We start from the raw sequence: 19887 nt of genomic DNA on the forward strand, positions 1-19887 counted from the left end.
ATGATTAGAATGGTTGATGCTATGTTATTTACTAATGAATATGGTGAAGTTTGTCCAGCTGGTTGGCAAAAAGGTGATGAAGGTATGAAAGCAAACAAAGATGGTGTTGCTGATTACTTAGCTAAAAACGAAGGTAAGTTATAATAAGGTTAAAAAATGGGGAAATATATAGAACTAAATAAAAATAATATAAAAGAAAATATTGAAGAAGGTGTTGCTTTAGTAGATTTCTGGGCACCTTGGTGCGGTCCTTGTAGAATGATTGCTCCTGCAATTGATCAATTAGCAGAAGAATTTGAAAATAAAGCAAAAATTTGTAAAGTTAATACAGAAGAAGAACCAGATTTAACAAATGAATATCAAGTAAGATCAATTCCTACTATTCTTTTCTTTAAAAATGGAGAAATTGTTGATCAACTAATTGGAGCAACATCTAAAGCTAAACTTGAAGAAAAATTAAACAGCCTATTATAAAAAATTTAGAAGAAATAACTCTTCTAAATTTTAATATTAAAATTTATTAACTTAGTTTTTTGGAAGTAACTTAACAGGAACCATCTGGAATTTATTTTTTTTATATAAATCCAAATAATAAGGGATATTTATAAAAAATTATTTCTTTTGTACTGTCATCTGTACTGTTTTAAAATACAAAATTATAGAATTGAGTTCCTCTTTTGTTATTTCAAATCTAAATTAAAGAAATCCCATTCTCTTAACATCAATATTATGTTTTAAAATCAAATCATCTAATCTTTTTTTCCAACTACTATCTTCACTAATTATATTTAATAAATATTCGCACATAACCAAAGTATTATAAAGATATTTTCTACTAAATGTATTGAACTTTTTGTTTAATTCTTTTGGTAAATTTGGCAATACAAAGTCTATTGTAAATTTTCTATTCCAAACTCTTGAATGATGTGCAGATGTATTTCTCACTATTGTTAGATGATGTAAAAATGAACTTAATATTTTTTCATCTAAGCCATAATATTTTGCAATTACTTGTCTATATTTTCTATCTTTGATATTGCTATACCAACTTGAAATTTGTCCCATTGTCATAACTTCAACACTTACCCAAATTGGTGGTAACTCCTCATTATATTTATCTAAATGGTGTTTAATAAATATTTCACTTTTATTTCTATCTATTTCGGCTTTTAACTTAGAAAAAGTTTTTTCATATTTTAAAGATGAAGAAAATATTTCAGGTTTTAAGTGAGCATGAGAACCAAAACCTTCTGCTAAATGATAAGCAAGTTTACTTCTGATTGATACTTCAATTCTTTCAATTGCATCAAGAAGTAAAAGTCTAAGTTCTCTATCAAATATATATAAATTTAATACATCTTCAAAATAAGTATTATCTTTAAATTCATGTAATTCATGATTTTTTTCAAATATCAACCAATAACCACCAAGCCTATAGTAATTTAGATTTTCTAAATAATATTTAGCTTTTTCTTCATCATGAAAATTCATACCACGAGATTTTAATTGATTTATTTGTTGTTCTATTGTTAAAAAAGGTTTTACAAATGATTGTTTATTTTTTGCAGTATTCAAAAAGTAACTCCTCTGGGTGAGCATTGTAAAGAGGCTTGAGGAGTGTTATTACTGTAATAGTAACTTAAGTATCCTAAATTTTTGCTTTTATCCATTGTCTTGCCATTATATTTTTTTCCATTATATCTAAATTCATTATAATGGAAATTTAGAAAAAAAATCAAATTATGATAGCAAGTTTCTAACTTGCTATCTCTTTTTTCTCCTTAGTTTTCAAAGTTTCACTCCCATATTTAGCCTTAATTTCATCTATTGATTTTGGAGTTGGATTTTTAGATTTCATTTCTCCAAAATACCACATTTTCTTTTTAGATGCCCATTTAAAACCAATTTCTTTAAGTTTTTCTTTAATTTCTCTTGTATCTCCTGAAACCCAAACCCATGAGCCAACAAGTTCAATAGTTATATTTTCAAAATGTAGAATTAAACTAATGATTTTTTCTAGTTCTATATCTATTTTAATATCATTTGAAAAATAGATTTTATGTTCAATTAAATCAGTATATACAGAATTTAGAATTTCACTTCCACCAACATCAGGATGTAATTTTTTAGCTAATGTTTTATAAATCTTTTTAGCTTCATTGATTCCCTCTACACCTTTAAACTCATTTATAATCTGTTCTCTTGTCATTGTTTTTTTCCTTTTAAAAAATAGTTTTCATTTTTGAAGATTCGAGGGTTTGTCTTTTTTCTCTTCTTTTTTTAATTTTTAAGAAGATTAAAAAAACTTATCTCTTTTCTTTAATCAAAAATTTTCACTTTCGTTAGTTGTCGGGCTTTTTATAGATTGTAAGGATTAGATTTTTACTTAGAATAAAATTCAAATTGGAATTTTTGAGAATTTAATTTTAGTATCAGTAAATAATCTAGTAGAGTGAAATGAGAGAAAAAGCACAACTAACAAAGTGTTTTTAAATTTTTAAAGGAAAGGGAATAAATAAGTTTTTCTTCTGGTGCCTAGCAAAAAATTAAAAAGTAAAGAAGAGTTATTGAAATGTTATTTTAAATAACATTCTTTATTTTGTTTTAGTTATAATAAAAACCTTAAAATAAACAGAAAAGATTGAATCCATGGAATATAAAGATAAGTTTGATATTGAAGAAATAATAGTAGAAGATAGAAAAACAGGTAAAGAAAAACCAGTAACTATTTATAAACCTAAATACGAAAAAGGCAAAATATTTGCACCACTTCAAAATAAATATCTTGAAGCAAAACCAGAAGAAAAGGTTAGACAAGAATTTATATGTAGGCTTATAAATGATTATGGATATACATTAGAGCAAATGGCTCAAGAAGTACAATTAACATCTTCAAGTAGAGGAACTGGACGAGCAAGTGCAGATATAGTTGTATGGAGAACAAAAGAAGAAAAAGAACAAAATAAAACAGCTTTTTTAGTTGTTGAATTAAAAGCAGAAGCAATAACTTTAAAACCAGAAGATTTTTATCAAGGTTATAATTATGCAACTTGGAGCAGAGCAAAACTTTTTGTAATAAGTAATGGGAAAATAGTAAAAATTTATAAAACAATAGAAGAAGAACTTCCTTTAAGTCTACAACCTGTTGGTGAAATTCCTCAAGCAAAAGATATAATTGATAATGAAAAATTAGAAGATATATTATCTAAAACAAAAGAGTTTACAGGTGACGAATTCGCAAAGCTACTTCATAAATGCCACAATATTATTAGAAATAATGACAAACTTTCTCCAGAAGCTTCATTTGATGAAATCAGTAAAATTTTATTTTTAAAAATAATGTATGAAAAAAGTCCAGATGATGATACTTTGATTTTTTCTAAACAAAAAGTTAAAAAAGAAATGGAAGTTCATGAAAAAAGAGTTCAAAGAAAAGAGACTTCAAAAACATATCTTGAAGAAAAATTTGATGGTGTAAAAAATGCTTTTAAAGATGATGGTATATTTGAAGAAAATGAAAAAATTAAAATAAAAGAAAATAGTTTTTTAGAAATTGTACAAGAATTAGAAATTTATAATCTAACTGCAACAAGTGAAGATGTAAAAGGTATCGCATTTGAAACTTTTTTAGGTAGAACATTCAGAGGAGAATTAGGACAGTTTTTTACTCCAAGAGTAATTGTGAACTTTATGGTTGATTTATTAAATCCTCAAGCAAATGAACTTATATGTGACCCATGTGCAGGAAGTGGTGGATTTTTGATAAAAGCTTTTGAAAGTGTAAAAGAGACTATTGATAATAAATATATAGAAATCAAAAAGAAAAAATATAATGAACTATTTCCAAAAGATATAGAGCTAACAGAAAATGAACAAGATAAAAAAACTAAACTTTATGATAGTTATTTAGCTGAAATAAACAAAGAGCAAGAAAAAGAGATTGAACAACTATCAAAAAGAGCTATTTTTGGAACAGATGCAAATCCTAGAATGGCAAGGGTATCTAAAATGAATATGATAATGCACGGAGATGGACACAATGGAATACATCATAATGATGGTTTACTAAATGTAAACGGAATTTTTCATGATAGATTTGATGTTATTTTGACTAATCCGCCATTTGGAACAACTCTTTCTCAAAATTCTCCTATTGTAGAAGAAGATAGTAAATACAGAAATGACCAATTAATTGAAACATATATTAAAAAATATGGTGAAGAGCTTTATTATAAAGCTGGGTTTACTGAAACTTTCAATTATTCAAATATTGAGCATAGATTGAAAGCTAAAGAACTTTATCTTGAAAAAATGAATCAAGTTACAGATAATTTCGGAAAACCAATAAGAGAACTTTTTAGAGTTGGTAATAATAAAGAAGAAGATAAAGATAAAGGTAGTTCGGGGTTAACAGAAGTTTTATTTATAGAAAGATGTTTAGATTTATTAAGAGATGGTGGAAGAATGGGAATTGTTCTTCCAGAAGGTGTATTAAATAGTTCAAATCTTCAAAATGCAAGAGAGTATTTTGAGAGTAGAGCTAAAATACTTCTTATCGTTTCGCTCCCTCAAGAAATATTTATAAGTTCAGGTGCAACAGTAAAAACAAGTTTAGTATTTTTAAAAAAATTTACAGCTGATGAAAAAGCACAATATGAAAGTATCAAAGAACAAGCAATAAAAGAAATTACGGATAAATATCAAAAAGAGTTAGATGACATAGAAGAAAAACTCTCACTTAAAGGGAAAGAAGCTCTAAAAAAAGATGGAAAAAAAGAGTTACAGCAAAGACAAACAGAGTTAAATAATTTAATTAGCATAGAAGTAAAAGAGCAAATTAAACAAAAATTTGATTATCAAATACCTATTGCAGATATTAAAAAAGCAGGTATAAATTCAACTGGTGGAAAGGAAGAAAATCAGCTACCAGAACTTCTAAAAGCTTTTGCAGAATATAGAACTACTAACAATCTTTGGGAAGTTGTAAAATGAGTGCATTACTTGATTTTGTAAAATATAGTTATTGTAATACTTGGAGTGTACATCTACTTTTGGAAAATACTTTATTATTTTCAAATAAGTATCCATTAGTATATTTTAAAGAATTTACCAAAAAAGCAAATATAGAAACCGTACATATTAAAAATGATGAAACATATAAAATACTTGGTGTTCGTTCTTATGGTCAAGGAGTTTATTTAAATAGAGAAATTCTTGGTTCAACATTAACAATGAGAAAATACCAAAAAGCAAAAAAAAATCATCTTTTTTGGTGTAAAGTTGATACAAAAAATGGAGCTTTTGGGATTATTCCTGAAGAATTAGAAGATGGGTTAGGTTCTTCAAATATGGCTTTTGCAGAATTAGATATTGAAAAAATAGATGTAAATTATTTACAATTATTCTTTAAATCAAAAAGATTTAATGCCTATATGGATGGACAAGTTGTAGGTACAACAAATAGAAAGTATATTAAATTTAACGATTTATTAAATGAAATAAAAATTCCTCTTCCTAAACTTGATATTCAAAAACAAATTGTTGAAAAGATTTCTAATTCTCAGAATATTTTAGACAATTTAAAATTAGAGTATCAAAAATATATATTACATTTTAACAATACAATTTTTAATAGAGATGTAACAAATGAAAAAAATTTTTTAGAATTTTTAGATTATTCAAAATTAAATAATTGGAGTGTTCAAAATCTTTTAGAAAATAATTTTAATTATAATAAGTCCTATTCTTTAGTAAAAATTAAAAAATTTATTAAACGAAGTAAAATTCAAACTTTAGTAGATGATAACACAGAATATAAAAGAGTCAAAATTAAATTATATAATAAGGGTGTTTCTATAAGAGATAAAGTTTTTGGAAAAGATATAGGAACAAAAAAACAATTTATCATTAAAGAAGGACAATTCCTTTTATCAAAAATTGATGCTAGAAATGGAGCTTTTGGAATTGCTACAAAAGAAATTGATGGAGCAATTATCACAGCTGATTTTTTTGCTTATGATATTGATGAAACAATTATTAATCCATATTTCTTAAGTTTAATTACTACAACAGATGAATTTTTAAATTTTGCAAAAAATTCAAGTACTGGAACAACAAATAGACAAAGATTAAATGAAGAGTTGTTTTTAAATGTTGAAATTCCTCTTCCATCAATAGATGAACAAAATGATTTAGTACAACCATTATTAGATAATTTAGAAAAACAAGAAATAGAAAATATAAAATTAACTCAAGCATTAAAAGATTTTGAAAAAGAGGTGTTTCATGAAGCTTAGATATTTAAAAGTTAAAGGGTTTAAAAATTTAACAGGGAACGATAGTTTATTTAATTTGGATTTCACGAATAAAGATAGAATTACAGTTTTGATAGGTAATAATGGAAGTGGGAAAAGTAATGTCTTAGAAGTAATAAGTGCAATATTTTCTGATTTATATAATTTAAGTAATAATAGAAAAAAAATTGATTTTGATTTTACAATAGAATATGAAATCAACAATCATCATGTCCAATTTAGCTTCTCAGCTGAAGAACAATATAAATTCCTCAAATATAATTCTGCAGGAGTGGAGGAAGAAATTTCTATTGCAAATTTAGAACAATATTTACCATCAAATGTTTTAATGGTTTATAGTGGAGATGATGTCAAATTATTTGAGCAATATTATAAACCATTTACTACAAAATTTAAAAAAATTGTAAAAGATGGTCAAGAAATACCAACTTTACCAAAAATGTTATATGTTGATAAATTTTTCTGGACTATTGCTTTATTATCTCTTTTAAAATCTGAATTAAATGATAATAAAGAGTTTTGTAAAAAAATTCTCAAAAATGACTTATTACAAAACATCCAAATTTTTTTTGAATTTGATCAATCATTGGTAAAAAAACAGCTTTCTTTTTTAAATATATTATCACAAGAAAAAGATGAATTGCATTATACACTTGAATCATTTAAAGAGCTAGATTATTTACCTCATGAAAAAGATTTATTTGTTCATTTTGCTGGTATGGTTGGGCAAAGAAAACTAATTAAGAAACTAAAAATAAACAATAATGGTATAGATACTATTCATTTGAGCGAGGGAGAAAAAAAACAGATATTAATAAGAGTTGCATTGGAAATACTAGCGGATGAAGATTCCTTGATATTATTGGATGAAGCAGATGCATTTATCCATGTTTCAAATAAGTTACAATTAAAAAATTTACTTAAACAATATACAAATAGAGAAAGTATTTTAACAACTCATTCACCAACACTTACACATTCATTTGAAGATAAGCATATAATGATGCTCAATAATGGGCAAATTGAAGATAAACAAAAACAAGAGATATTCTCACATATTACTGATGGAATTTGGAATTATCAAGAACAATCAGTATTTTTGTCTTCGACAAAAAATATTATTTTACTTGTTGAAGGGAAACATGATAAAGTACATATTGAAGAAGCATTCAAAAGATTAAAAAATGATTATCAAGATTTAGAATTTGATATTTTTCAAATGAACGGTGAAGCAAATATAAAACATATGATTTTAGGACTAGCAAATAACGGTGTTGATTTTGAAACAAAAAAGATTATTGCAATTTTTGATAATGATAAAGCAGGTATAAAATCATTTGGAGAAAATTTCAAAAAAATAGAAGGTAAAACTTATAAAAAGTTAATAGACAATGATGGAAATCTATCTAGTATATTTTTTGGTTTTCTTTTACCTAAAAAAATTTCGTGTAACTATGATTTTACTATTGAAAATATGTATGATGGTGGAAAATATAAAGATGCTCTCAAAAAAGCTTTTGAAAATCGTACTGATGATAGTTTTTTTAATGATTTTGTTGATGATATATCAAAACAAATAAAAGAAGATGCAAAAAATTTATTAGCAGATAATTGCAAAAGTTTTGAAGATGTTGATTTTGCACATTTTAAAGAACTTTTTAAATTAATAAAAGAAGTAAAGAATGATAGTAACAACCAAACAAATAGTTAAAAAGTTACCGACAAATTTAAAGTTATTGAGTATTTTAAATGAAGCAATAACAAATAGTATTCAAGCAAATGCAACAGAAATTGAAATTTATTTTTATACTTTACCTATTGACTTATTTGGAAATACTAGAAAAGTTAAAAGTATATCAATAATTGATAATGGAGATGGATTTACAGATAAAAATATAGATTCATTCAATCATTATATGAGTGAATATAAACAAGCTTTAGGATGCAAAGGTATAGGAAGATTTACATATTTAACTATTTGTGAAAAAGTAGAATTTGAAAGCTATAACAACAATAAAAATATCAAATTTAATTTTAATTTAGAAACAGAAGAGATAAAACCAACTGTAATTGAAAATGAAACATTAGTTAAAAAAACAAAATTAAAATATATAAACATTGAAAATAGAGAAGTATCATCAGAATTAAGTGTTGAAGCAAAAGAGATAATTAATCATTTTTTATCAATATTTAAATTTATGGTTGATGAAAATAAAAATGTTTTGATTAAATTGTATATTGATGATGTTTTAAAAGAAAGTATTGAAGCAAAAGAACATGGTTCAAATTTCATTGATGAAGAATTTACAATAAAAGTAAGAGATATAGAAGAAACTTTTAAAGTATCTTATAAACAAAAAGGTTCTTCAATAAAAGGTTTTTATTGTGCTGATAAAAGAAGTGTAAAACAAGATGGACTGGATGTAAATTTTAGAACATCAAAAGATAAAGGATTACTATTTTTTGTTACTTCAACTTTTTTTGATAGAACAGTAAATGATGAAAGAACAGATTTTAATATAAAAGATAATGATAAAAACTTATTTTCATTGGATTGGGATACTCTCAATAGAAAATTATTTTCAAAAATTAATAGCATTTGTAAAACATTAGGTATTGATATTGAAGAGATAAATAATAAGAATAAAAAAGAGAGTTTAAATTCAGCTCCATATTTGGCTCCATATATTCAAAAGAGTCAAAATATGGCAACTAGTGCAGAGATAATCAAAGAAGCAAAAGAGCTATTTAATGCAGATAAAGAGTATATAAGAAATCTAAGAAATAAAAGAAATCCTGATTATGAAGAAAGATTATATACAAGTAATCAGGCAGAATTAGCAGAATATATTTTTGATAGAGAAAAAATCATACTTGATATAAAAAAAGATTTAGAGGATGTTAATAATAAAACGAATGAAACTATCATTCATAATAAAATTATGAAAACAAAAACATCAAATGAAAACTATACTTCATATAAAGATAATAACCTTTGGTTATTTGATGAAAGATTTATGATATATAACTATGCTTATAGTGATAAAACAATTAATGAAATTTTAGATTTAAAAGATACTGACAAAAAGGTAAGACCAGATATTTGTATTTTTACAAAAAGTAAAAATGACACAAAAGAGATAATTTTAATAGAGTTAAAAGGTAGTGATGCAACAGGTGAAAAAAATGCTGGTGGACTAAATGAACTTAATAAATATACAAGAAAAATAAAAAACTATTTTGAAAAAAATGGAGAAGAAGTTTTAATTTGGTCATACTTAATAACATCTCTGAATCTAGAAACAAAACAAGAGATAGAAGATTTCCCAGGTATGAAAAAAACATATACTACAAAAGGTCAAATGTATTATTTATATAATGAAAATTTAAATGCAATAACTCATATTTTGACTTTAGAAACAATGATTGAAGATGCAATGAGTAGAAACCAATTATTTTTGGATATTTTGAGAGGAAATTATAGTGGAGAAAATTAATGTCAATACCAACACATGATGAAATTAGAGTACCAGCACTTAAACTTTTAAAAGAAAAAGGAATATTAAAGTTAAAAGAGTTTGAAGCACCACTTGCAAAAGAGTTTAATTTGACAAATGAAGAATTAATAGAAATGTATGCAAGTGGAAATGGTCCAGTATTTTATGATAGAGTATCTTGGGCATTAAGTTATTTAAATATGAGTGGGTTAGTGAATAAACCAAGAAGAGGACATTATCAAGTTACAGAAGAAGGTATTAAGATGCTTTCTTCACCTGAACAAGTTAATGAATATATAGCCCAAAAAATTCAAAATAGAAACCGTGAGAAAATTGAAAGTACTCAAAATAATACACTTGAACAAACACTTTTTACAAGTGATGTTATAAATGAACTTACTCCATCAGAAACTATTGAAATATCGTTCCAAAAAATAAAATCAAAAATCTATAATGAGATAATTGATACTATAAATAGTAAAACACCAAGAGAATTTGAAAAGCTTGTTGTAGCATTATTACAAAAAATGGGATATGGTGGTGAAATTCATAATTCTGGGGAAGTTACACAATATTCAAATGATAATGGAATAGATGGTATTATAAAAGAAGATGTATTGGGATTTGGAAGAATTTATATTCAAGCTAAAAGATATCAAAGAGATAATAAAATTGGTGAACCAGCATTAAGAGATTTTTATGGTGCATTGGGCGCAACTAATTCAAAAAAAGGTGTATTTATTACTACATCAAGTTTTCAAAAAAATGCTAAGGAATATGTAAATAGATTAAATGGAGCAACTATTATTTTAATTGATGGTGAAGAATTAGCTAAATACATTTATGATTATTCTCTTGGTATGCAAACAGAACAAATAATAGAAATCAAAAAATTAGATAGTGATTTTTGGGATATTATGGAAGATAATATTTAATAAGTAGGTTTTAAAATGGCTAGATATATGTTTACAAATTCTATTATATATACTAAAGAAGAATTAGATATTAATATTAGTATATATGATAGATTTCTAAAATTTAAAGATATTTTTTTTAGAGATGGAAAATCTATTTTTGATTCAAGTATTAAACTTTTTGACAACAATGAAGTATTTGAAGAGTTTGAAAAAAGGATAATAAAGAATTATGATAGTTCAAAGAAAAATAGTGTTGAAAAATATACATTACAATTAAAAAATTCAAGTAAGAAATTTAGACATTTTTTTTCAAATTTAATATATCTTTATAATTTACCGATTCATGAAACATATAAAGAAACAAAAATAAATGAAATATTGACTTATTTAGACTATTCAATTGATAAAAGTTCAATAAATAAATTATTTATAGAGGATGGTATAGCAAGTTATGGGGGTTTAAAGCGTTCAAAGTATTATGATATTAATTTTTTATATTTTTTCACAAAAAAATATAAAGATAATCTTTTAATTAATCCTAATGAGCTGATAAATACGCTTAACCTTTATGAATTAATGTCTCCTTTAACAAATGAAAAAATTGATAACAGAAATTTATTACCTTCTAGACATATGCTAAATTATCTATTTAATCCAGATGTTTATGAACCTATTGTTAATACATCATGTAAAGAAAATATAGTTAAATATTATTTAGGAAAAGTAAATAAAAATACTATTGATGAAGATATATTATCTATAAGGAAAAATAAAACAGGTTTTGAAGTAAGTTTGTTTGATATTTGTAAAAAATCTGGAATGAGTAAAACAGCTTATGTAGTTAACTTAGATTTTAAACAGAAAAAAGATGATTTCAAAGTTTCTTTATCTTCTAAGAATTATAAAGAAGATGATTTAGTAGATAAGTATAAGAGACAAATTGAAAATGGATTAAATGCTGAATTACTAGTTTATAATGACATAATTAAAGAAGTTGATAAAAAAGTTTTGCTTAATCAATTAATTAAATTAATAAGTTTTAATAAAATTGAAGAAATTAGCGATAAATTAGAACGATTAATTCATTACTCAAAGAACTTTGATAAATATGCTCCTTTTGATTTAATTTCTACTCAAGGTCAAGAGTTAGTATATATTGAAGTTAAAAGCACCATAGGGAATGAAATATATTTTTCAAAATCTGAATTAGAATTTGCTTATGAGCATATTGAGAATTATTTGGTGAAAGTTGTTAAAGATGGTGAAATATATGATTTCTCATTATATGAAGTAATTTGTGAATATTTTGAATTAAAAGAAAAAATAAATTTATGTTCAATAGATACAATCAAGGTTAAAATAGGTTTTAATCAGGAAAATTAATTCTTCCGTCAGGATACCAAAGATTCACCACAATTCCATTGGCGACTTGTTCGCGTGGTGAGTCTGCGGAGTGGAGTAAATATAAAAGAAAGTTGACTAAATGTCAAGTTTTTTTAGATTTATGCAACGGAGGGGCGCGTCTGGTGCCTAAAAATAGCGTAAGATTTGAAAAATCTAAGCGTAAATTTTTAGTGTCTACCGACCCCAATAATTTAAATTATTCAGTTTAGATAGCTAGTTGCCTGGGGAGGCAAGTCGTAGATAAACTTGATAATGTCTGAGTTTTGTTTAAAATAAAATGTTAACACTTTGATGTGTTAATTTTTTAGTTTAAATAAACACGCAGGGAATTATTGGGGTCGGGAGTTCCACTCCTGACGCGCCCTAAGGTAAGAAAGGCGATGAATAGAGCTTTTATTACCGCTATCATATATTTAAAAGTATGTTTACTGGTTTAACATACTTTTAAATAAGGTATTAAATAGGACTTTCAAATAAACTTGCCTCTTGTGCAAGTGGTTTGATTTGTCCTAGCTCATTTATATTTTTTATAAGTTCATCTATACTTATAAAATACAACTTTTGCCATTTGGGCATAATAGATGCAAATGATTTTATTTTAGTTTTACTATCTAAAATATAAATTATTGCATCGGGATTGTCTTTTGCTACATCTTGCATAAGCTTAGTATATCTAGGAGCAGATTTTTTACTAAGCTCTATTTCTATATTTATTTTATTTCCATTACTATTGGTAAAAATAAAATCGGGTATATGATTTAATTTATCTTGGTGTGTTGATACTGTTGTTCTTTCAACTGAACCTATTTTTGAGAGATGAAATTGTGTTATTTGCTCTATGATGTTATGTTGAATAGTAGTTCTATTTAACTTAACATTTTTTACTTTTATTTCAAATTCATCTTCTAGCATTGCTTTTGTATCAGCTGTTAAAACTATTGCTCGTCTTGGTTTCATAAGATTTGTATTCCAATATGAAATAAGGTTTTGTTTTGCAAGGGAATTAATTCTATTACGTGCTACTTGTTCATTTGTAAAAAAGGTTTTTGCTAATACTTCTATATAAGTTTTTCCATAGCTATTTATAAATTTGAATATTTCTATATCTCTATTTGTAATCATATTTAAGCCTTTTAAAGAACAAGTTCTTTTTCATCTTGATTTTGTGTATCAAGTGAAATTTCTTGTTTTAATTCAACTTTAAATGCTTTGGAAAGAGAAAGTTTTTTAATATCTACTTCTTTACTATTTAGATTATCCCAATTAAATTTTTGTTTTACTGGTATTGGTGAAGTCTGAAATATTTTTATCTCATTTAGATTCTCTTCGATTAAAACTGCAACTTTTGCTCTGGGTAATGCTCTAAGTCTTGTAATATTCATGTGAGCTTCTTGCTGTTGTCTAATTGTAGTTTCATTACCCTTTTTACTCTTTTGAGTAACAAGTTCTAATCCGCTTAAAAGCTCAATATATTTTAGAGTTTTATCATCGCTAGATTTATAATAGATTTTTGTTTGACAATTATCTTTTATTGATACTCTCAAGTTTTCATCTTTCATTTGAGCTTCACTTTGATAAGCTAATATAAAATTAACTCCAAATCCTGCAACAGTTGAAAGACCTGCTGATAGAATTTGAGTCGGATAAAAACTAAGCTCATCTAGTATTGCCAAACAGTTTGTATCTTTTTTATATTTTTTTGAATATTGAATAATATCAGTAATAACAAGCTTTAAAAACTTTAAAGCTGTTTCATCTAACATATCAGATTTTATATATAAAACTTTACCTTTTGTAAGAGAGTCTAAAATATGATAATTATTATAAATACTTACATTTTCAAACTCAGAGATTGAAAATTGTAATGATTCTAGTATTGATAAATTTGAATAGTTTATTTCAATACTTGAAAACAAATCAGGGTTAAAATATCTCTTTGATAATGAAGCTAATTTATCAAAGTTTGGTTTGTTTTTTTCTAGCTCTTTTTGAAACTCATTGTTTGAAATTAAATCGCAGATTATATATTTTAGAAATATTGATAAGTTTTGTAAAGTTAAATCAAATTCTATTTCTAATAAAATTTTAGAGTTAAAAAAAAGATACATTACTTTTGCTAGTAATATTCTTTCGCTCTTTTTATAGAAACTTGCTCCCAATTCTGCATCATTTTCAATCAAATTTAGCATTACAGTCATCTTTTTTGTGGCTTCTTCAACTGTATCAAGTTCACAAAAAACTGTATATCCAAAATCATTTCTCCAATTTATAATCTGTAAATCTTGAGTTCTGTTTTGTCTTTGTAATTCTTCTAAAATCACTTGAGCTAAAAAATCATCTTCTTTTGGGTCAATTATAATCACACCTTTGTTTTTTCGTAGAGCTTCTACAACTTTTACACCTATAAAAATACCTTTCCCACTTCTTGTTGGTGCAACTATTTGAGTATGGATTGATTCATCATTATAAAGTGCTTGTTGTGTTTGATGCTCTATCCCTAAAAAGTATTTATCAGGTTTTATAAAATCAAGTGGGTTAAAGCTAATAGGTTGATGAAATAGTTCATTTTTTGCAGATGATATTGATGTAATTCCTCGACCTAATGCACTAGATTGTGCATTTTGGTCTTGAGATACTGAAGTCTCTTTTTCTTGTTTTTTGAATAGCATATTATCTCCATTTCTCAATAACTTTTAGAAAAATTAAGATAAATATTGAAAATATATTTGTATATGCAAATAATTCATTATCTGAAATAAATGAATACCATCTTGATAGTAGATTTGATAAAAATGGAGTTCTTTCAACATCTAAATATATTTCAATAGTGTAAAAACTCATTGTAAAACTTATCATTGTTAAACCGATTGTAATTATGAAAGTTGTTAAAATATTTAATTGTTTACCAAATATTTTATTTTTTAGATATTCAATATCTTCTTTTTCTATTTGATGGTCATTTAGAAAATATTTCATAAAAACATTTTGAGTAAGACTAGCTTTTAAAATGAATACAGCAACTATCCCAATAATTGCATAAGTTGTATAGAATGATGCTATAAAAGTAATCAGTCCAATTAAAAAAGCATACATAAAAAAATTGTTATCCCAGTATCTTTTAAAATATCTTGTAATTTGTGCTTTATCTTTTGAAGATGGATTCCAATCTGTTATTTGATTGGTTTTAGCTTGATTGTACTCTGAAATTATATTATCAAGAGCATCTTCTGCTCTTGATTTATAATCTTGTTTGATTTTTAGATTCTGAAGTCTTTTTTGTTGACTTGCTAGGTTTTGATTTTCCCAATTATTTTGAGTCTGATTTGACATAATTATTCCTTTTTATGACATTAAAAGATTAAAGTCACATCAAAAGGAAATAAAAACTAAGATATAATTCCCATTGAGGCAACTCAACGAAATATGTTCAGCTGTTTGATTATGTTTGGCGACAGACAAACAGTTGAGCAACAAGACTATTTTTGTTTTTTAAAAAATTTATTTATTACAGCTTTCAATAATCCGACTTGGTCTACCTCCCTATCAAATTTTTCTATTTCATTAACTCTGATTAATTCAATATAAGATAAACAATAATACATATGAATTTCATCTTGTCTTAAAATTATATTCATAAAATCTTGAGCTTCTCTTCTTTCTTTAATAGTATATTTGTCTTTATTTTTGTGAAGAAAAAGTGTAAATTCTTCATAAAAATGATCTTTTACTGATTCTACATTTGAGAAATATTTATTAAATTCAGGTAATGGCATTCTATATTTAGTTTCTTCTAAAAAAACATTAAAAATCACTTTTACACTTAAACTATCTATATTTCTATAATAATCAAGAACTCTTCTTGAAATTGTTTGAAGTAAAATCCCTTGAACTTCAGTAAATTCATCAAATTTACTTGCTTCAAACTTTGAAACTTCTCCTTTTTTAAAAAACTCTTCTAATAATTCATCATCTAAATATTTATGTACAAAATTTAAAGCTAACTTATTATCTTCTTTTTTCCATCTAGCTACTGTTTGTCTGGTAGTATCAAAAAACTTTGCAAGATTATCTAATTTTATTTTTTTCATCACTAACCTTAGATGCTATATATTTAAAAATCATCTGATTCATTTTATTTACAGCATCCATAATTAATTTAAAAATAGTTGCTAATAAGTATATACATCCTAATAATAAAATTAATCCAAATGGTGCAAGAAAATGTATTGTAAAACAATAAAATACTGTTCCCATTACAAATATATAAATACACAAATATACTAAAGCTTCAATAGAATTAACTCCTCCTAATTCATGTCTTAACTTTGATATCATTCAATACTCCTTGATTTTTCAGTAATTATATATCAAATTATTACTAATGTCAATATATATAACATTAATATTAAATTTTATGAATTACCATGTAATATCATATAACTTTTTATAAGTTTAATTTAATTATTTTAGTGAGATAATTACATATAATTTTAAGATAGGAGGATTTAATAAATTAGTAGTTTTTAATATTAGTTGATAATAAGGCTTGAGACGTCACCAAACAGACTCAAGCCCAAATATCCATCTCAGGATAAATAACATTATACAAGATTTATCCTTTTTATATAAGAAAAAGGCAAAAATGAGTGATAATAAACAATATTATTATATTAAACTAAAGTCAGATTATTTTGATACAGATGAAATGATAGTCCTTGAGAGTATGCCAGATGGACATAAATATGCGAATATTTTATTGAAATTTATGCTACGAAGTTTGAGAAATGAAGGGAAACTAATGTTTAATGATAAAATCCCCTTTAACTCAATTATGCTTTCGCAAGTTACAAGACATTCAGTTGGAGAAATTGAAAAAGCTGTTCAAATATTTGAAAGTTTAAATCTAATTGAGATACTTGATAATGGAGCTATTTACATTAATGATATTCAAAATTTCATAGGTAAATCTTCAACTGAAGCTGACCGAAAAAGAATTTATAGACACAGAATAAATGAAGATAAAAAACAATTAGGACATTTGTCTAATGAATGTCCAGACAAAAATCCACCAGAGCTAAAGAAAGAGCTAAAATTAGAAAAAGAGCTAAAGCCAGAAAATAAAAAAGATAAGTTTAAAAGTTTAATGCAATTTAAAAATTTCTGTATTAAAAAATATAAAAGCAAAGTTATCACTAATTGTTGTCCTACTTTGTTAGTTGGAAATCAATTAAAAATAAACGAGAATGGTTTCTTAGAAAGTTATTTTGAGAGTAAAAAAATAGATATAAATCCAGAAAAAGCCAAAAAATTATGGCAGATTTTATATGAAAATCAAGAGGTTATTGGAGTAATTAAAGATGATTCTATTCAAAAAATTTTGGGGAAATTTATAAAAATTGAAATCGAAAGTAAAGTAACTAAAAAATTAGAAGAATTCATTTATCAAATTCATCATTATAAGGAAGAAGAAAACAAATATAGATTATATTTCAAAGATGTACTAACAAAACAAATTGGAAAAAGCAATAAACTTTATGATTTAGAAGATATTGAGAAATTGCCATATATTGATATCGAGGATAAATTATGAATAACAATGAATATTTGAATGATAAATTTTTAAAGATTGATGATGTTTTAATAATTATTCCTATAAGTAAAGCTTCTTTATATAGGCTTGCAAAAAAAGTTAATTTACTAAAACCTATAAAAATTGGTGGTTCTAGTTTTTGGAGTCAAAATAATATTAATATATATTTTGAAAACCTTAAAAAACAAAATCTTGAATTATGATAAAAAGGTTAGGATTATTCCCTAATCTTTCAACATATCCAACCAATCAGCATACCATTGAATTAATTCTTTTTTTTCATCAAAATATTTAAACTTTGATTCTCTATTGTAAGATGCTTTTACCCTATTTTTCTCTTTATGTGCTAAACAAGCTTCAATAATATCAGACTGAAAACCATGTTCTTTATATAGTTCATGAGCTATTGTTGAAAACATACTTCTAAATCCATGAAAGCAATGTCTATTTTGATAACCTAATTTATTTAAAGTATCAGCTAAAGTTGCACCTGCAACACCTCTGTCACTCTTTTGTGGAGATGGGAATACATATTTGCTTCTTTGTCTTGTAAAAGGTTCGATTTCTTTAATAAGTTTAATTGCTTGTTTTGGTAAGGGACAAACAAAATCAACATTCATTTTCATTTTTTCTTTTGGTATTGCCCAATAACCTTTTTCTAAATCTAAATCATCCCAACACATCAATCTTATATTCTCACTTCTAACAAATACATAAGGAATTAATTTAAAAATATAAATTGTACTAATATGACTTCTAAATCTATCCTCGAGGCTATAAATATCTTTTAATAGTTGCTTTATATCTTCTTTTTCAGTTAATGCAGGAAGATGTGTTTCCTTACTTTTTAGCAACGTTGTTTTTTTATCAATATCAACTATTATATTATGTTCAATATAGCCATTTGTTACTGCAAATTGATATATATTAAACAAAAGAGATAAAATTCTTAATCCAGTTTCTATTCTTCCTTTTTTCTGGATATTTAAAATAAGTTCAATAAAGTCTTGTCTTTGAATATCTTTTATTGCAATATTACCAATTCTATCAGTGATATTTTTCAGTATTCTTTTATTTGTAATATATGTATTCTGACTACTATTTAATTTTCTAATTTCTAACCATTTATTTATTACAAAATTTAGACTAATCTCTTCTGATATTTTATTAAGTTTTTTTTCTGAAATAGGATTAATATTATTATTAAGTAATTTTCTTGCTTCTAAAGTTTTATCCCTAGCTTCTTTTAAAGAAGTTTTTGGATAGACACCTAAACTCATAGATAATCTCTTTCCACCATATCTAAAATCAAGTCGAAAAAATTTTGAACCATTTTTTCTTATCACAAAATATAACCCATCACCATCACTTAAATTGTAATCTTTATCTTTTATTTCTGCTTTTTTTAATTCTAATTCTGTAAGTTTTTTAGTTGTTCTTTTCATAATGACAGTACACCAATTTTTGAAATTTTTAAGTACTGTTAATTGTACTGTATAAGAACTGAGTTTTAAGTAAATTATTAGATTTTTAGCGAGACAAACTGAAACTTATCAAAGTCCAGTTTATCTGTTATTATAAGATATTTTGAGATTTAATGTTATTGTTTAGGAAGTAGCTTCACAGGAACCATCTGGAACTCATCCATATTCCAAACATTATTTTTTACATAAGGTTCATTTAAAAGCCATTCATCAATCTCTTCATCATTTTCAAAATCAACAAATAAAGTTGATCCAACCATTATATCATCTTCTATTAAAGCACCAGCATCTATTATTTTACCTTCGCTCATTAATTTTCTAGCACCTTCTATATGTGCTTCTCTTGATTCAAGTCTTCTTTCTAGTGCACCATCATTATCATAAGCTATTACTAAATATTGCATAAATATCCTTTTTTATTTGATTGTGTTATTTTATCACAAAGTTTATAAAGTGGTTGCAAGTAAAAAAAACAAAGGATATGCAATTGCATTAAAATATCTAATTATAGGGAACATTTTAATATTATAAGGAACAATATCTTCCAATTCTTTGTTTTTTGATAATCCTTTCATTAAAGAAAGTTTCATACTAATATCAAAAAATTTTAATATTAGTATAGAACTCATAAAAAAGCCAAAATTATTTAAATAAAAAGACAAAAAAATTGTATAAAAGAAT

19 protein-coding genes and 1 pseudogene are annotated in these 19887 nt (G+C 25.0%); 10 read left to right on the forward strand and 10 right to left on the reverse strand.

The window, feature by feature from the left end; translation table 11 throughout:
- Positions 1-144 (forward strand): annotated as a pseudogene (locus tag B0175_RS10955) (peroxiredoxin); the annotation flags it as partial.
- A gap of 12 nt (positions 145-156) precedes the next feature.
- Positions 157-474 carry a thioredoxin gene (trxA, locus tag B0175_RS10960; protein ID WP_108528590.1) on the forward strand — a complete coding sequence of 106 codons (318 nt, stop codon included), beginning with the start codon at positions 157-159 and terminating at the stop codon, positions 472-474.
- A gap of 222 nt (positions 475-696) precedes the next feature.
- Here the strand turns inward: trxA and B0175_RS10965 are convergent, their stop codons facing one another.
- Together B0175_RS10965 and B0175_RS10970 are read right to left on the reverse strand one after the other, a co-directional pair.
- Entirely contained in the window at positions 697-1575 is an 879-nt protein-coding gene (locus tag B0175_RS10965) for an Abi family protein (protein ID WP_210004372.1), read from the reverse strand.
- A gap of 181 nt (positions 1576-1756) precedes the next feature.
- Entirely contained in the window at positions 1757-2209 is a 453-nt protein-coding gene (locus B0175_RS10970; protein ID WP_108528592.1) for a hypothetical protein, read from the reverse strand.
- Positions 2210-2649: 440 nt separating this feature from the next.
- Here B0175_RS10970 and B0175_RS10975 point away from each other — a divergent pair, with 440 nt between their 5' ends.
- Genes B0175_RS10975 through B0175_RS11000 form a run of 6 tightly spaced genes read left to right on the forward strand, consistent with a single transcriptional unit; the run spans position 2650 to position 12111 of the window.
- A complete protein-coding gene (locus B0175_RS10975) occupies positions 2650-4992 on the forward strand; it encodes an N-6 DNA methylase (protein ID WP_108528593.1) in 2343 nt (780 codons plus the stop codon).
- Positions 4989-6296, forward strand: coding sequence for a restriction endonuclease subunit S (locus tag B0175_RS10980; protein ID WP_108528594.1), 1308 nt, complete (start codon positions 4989-4991; stop codon positions 6294-6296). Before B0175_RS10975 ends, B0175_RS10980 begins: the two co-directional genes overlap by 4 nt.
- Positions 6286-8025: an ATP-dependent nuclease gene (locus B0175_RS10985; protein ID WP_108528595.1), complete on the forward strand. Its 1740-nt coding sequence runs from the start codon at positions 6286-6288 to the stop codon at positions 8023-8025. The genes B0175_RS10980 and B0175_RS10985 overlap by 11 nt, the downstream gene beginning before the upstream one ends.
- Positions 7997-9811: an ATP-binding protein gene (locus B0175_RS10990; RefSeq protein WP_108528596.1), complete on the forward strand. Its 1815-nt coding sequence runs from the start codon at positions 7997-7999 to the stop codon at positions 9809-9811. The genes B0175_RS10985 and B0175_RS10990 overlap by 29 nt, the downstream gene beginning before the upstream one ends.
- Positions 9811-10746, forward strand: coding sequence for a restriction endonuclease (locus B0175_RS10995; RefSeq protein WP_108528597.1), 936 nt, complete (start codon positions 9811-9813; stop codon positions 10744-10746). The genes B0175_RS10990 and B0175_RS10995 overlap by 1 nt, the downstream gene beginning before the upstream one ends.
- Positions 10747-10761: 15 nt before the next feature.
- A complete protein-coding gene (locus B0175_RS11000; RefSeq protein WP_108528598.1) occupies positions 10762-12111 on the forward strand; it encodes a protein NO VEIN domain-containing protein in 1350 nt (449 codons plus the stop codon).
- A gap of 477 nt (positions 12112-12588) precedes the next feature.
- On the opposite strand, the gene B0175_RS11005 is transcribed toward B0175_RS11000, so the two are convergent.
- The 5 genes from B0175_RS11005 to B0175_RS11025 all read right to left on the reverse strand — a co-directional run bounded on the left by B0175_RS11005 (position 12589) and on the right by B0175_RS11025 (position 16467).
- Positions 12589-13254, reverse strand: a complete 666-nt coding sequence (locus tag B0175_RS11005) for a hypothetical protein (RefSeq protein WP_108528599.1) — start codon at positions 13252-13254, stop codon at positions 12589-12591.
- Positions 13255-13265: 11 nt separating this feature from the next.
- Positions 13266-14801: a type IV secretory system conjugative DNA transfer family protein gene (locus B0175_RS11010; RefSeq protein ID WP_108528600.1), complete on the reverse strand. Its 1536-nt coding sequence runs from the start codon at positions 14799-14801 to the stop codon at positions 13266-13268.
- A gap of 1 nt (position 14802) precedes the next feature.
- Positions 14803-15462 (reverse strand): hypothetical protein, encoded by a 660-nt coding sequence (locus tag B0175_RS11015; RefSeq protein WP_108528601.1) that lies wholly within the window; start codon positions 15460-15462, stop codon positions 14803-14805.
- A 146-nt stretch (positions 15463-15608) separates the two neighbouring features.
- Positions 15609-16220 (reverse strand): hypothetical protein, encoded by a 612-nt coding sequence (locus B0175_RS11020; RefSeq protein ID WP_108528602.1) that lies wholly within the window; start codon positions 16218-16220, stop codon positions 15609-15611.
- Positions 16198-16467 (reverse strand): hypothetical protein, encoded by a 270-nt coding sequence (locus B0175_RS11025; protein WP_108528603.1) that lies wholly within the window; start codon positions 16465-16467, stop codon positions 16198-16200. Before B0175_RS11025 ends, B0175_RS11020 begins: the two co-directional genes overlap by 23 nt.
- Positions 16468-16774: 307 nt before the next feature.
- On the opposite strand from B0175_RS11025, the gene B0175_RS11030 reads away from it, so the two are divergent.
- Positions 16775-17722 (forward strand): phage replisome organizer N-terminal domain-containing protein, encoded by a 948-nt coding sequence (locus tag B0175_RS11030; protein ID WP_108528604.1) that lies wholly within the window; start codon positions 16775-16777, stop codon positions 17720-17722.
- Entirely contained in the window at positions 17719-17925 is a 207-nt protein-coding gene (locus B0175_RS11035; RefSeq protein ID WP_108528605.1) for a helix-turn-helix transcriptional regulator, read from the forward strand. Before B0175_RS11030 ends, B0175_RS11035 begins: the two co-directional genes overlap by 4 nt.
- Positions 17926-17946: 21 nt before the next feature.
- On the opposite strand, the gene B0175_RS11040 is transcribed toward B0175_RS11035, so the two are convergent.
- The 3 genes from B0175_RS11040 to B0175_RS11340 all read right to left on the reverse strand — a co-directional run bounded on the left by B0175_RS11040 (position 17947) and on the right by B0175_RS11340 (position 19835).
- A complete protein-coding gene (locus tag B0175_RS11040) occupies positions 17947-19167 on the reverse strand; it encodes a tyrosine-type recombinase/integrase (protein ID WP_108528606.1) in 1221 nt (406 codons plus the stop codon).
- A gap of 155 nt (positions 19168-19322) precedes the next feature.
- Positions 19323-19610 carry a YciI family protein gene (locus B0175_RS11045; RefSeq protein WP_108528607.1) on the reverse strand — a complete coding sequence of 96 codons (288 nt, stop codon included), beginning with the start codon at positions 19608-19610 and terminating at the stop codon, positions 19323-19325.
- 42 nt (positions 19611-19652) lie between these two features.
- Positions 19653-19835: a hypothetical protein gene (locus B0175_RS11340; protein ID WP_228156107.1), complete on the reverse strand. Its 183-nt coding sequence runs from the start codon at positions 19833-19835 to the stop codon at positions 19653-19655.
- Positions 19836-19887: the final 52 nt, after the last annotated feature.

The organism is Arcobacter lacus (assembly GCF_003063295.1).
GTDB lineage: Bacteria > Campylobacterota > Campylobacteria > Campylobacterales > Arcobacteraceae > Aliarcobacter > Aliarcobacter lacus.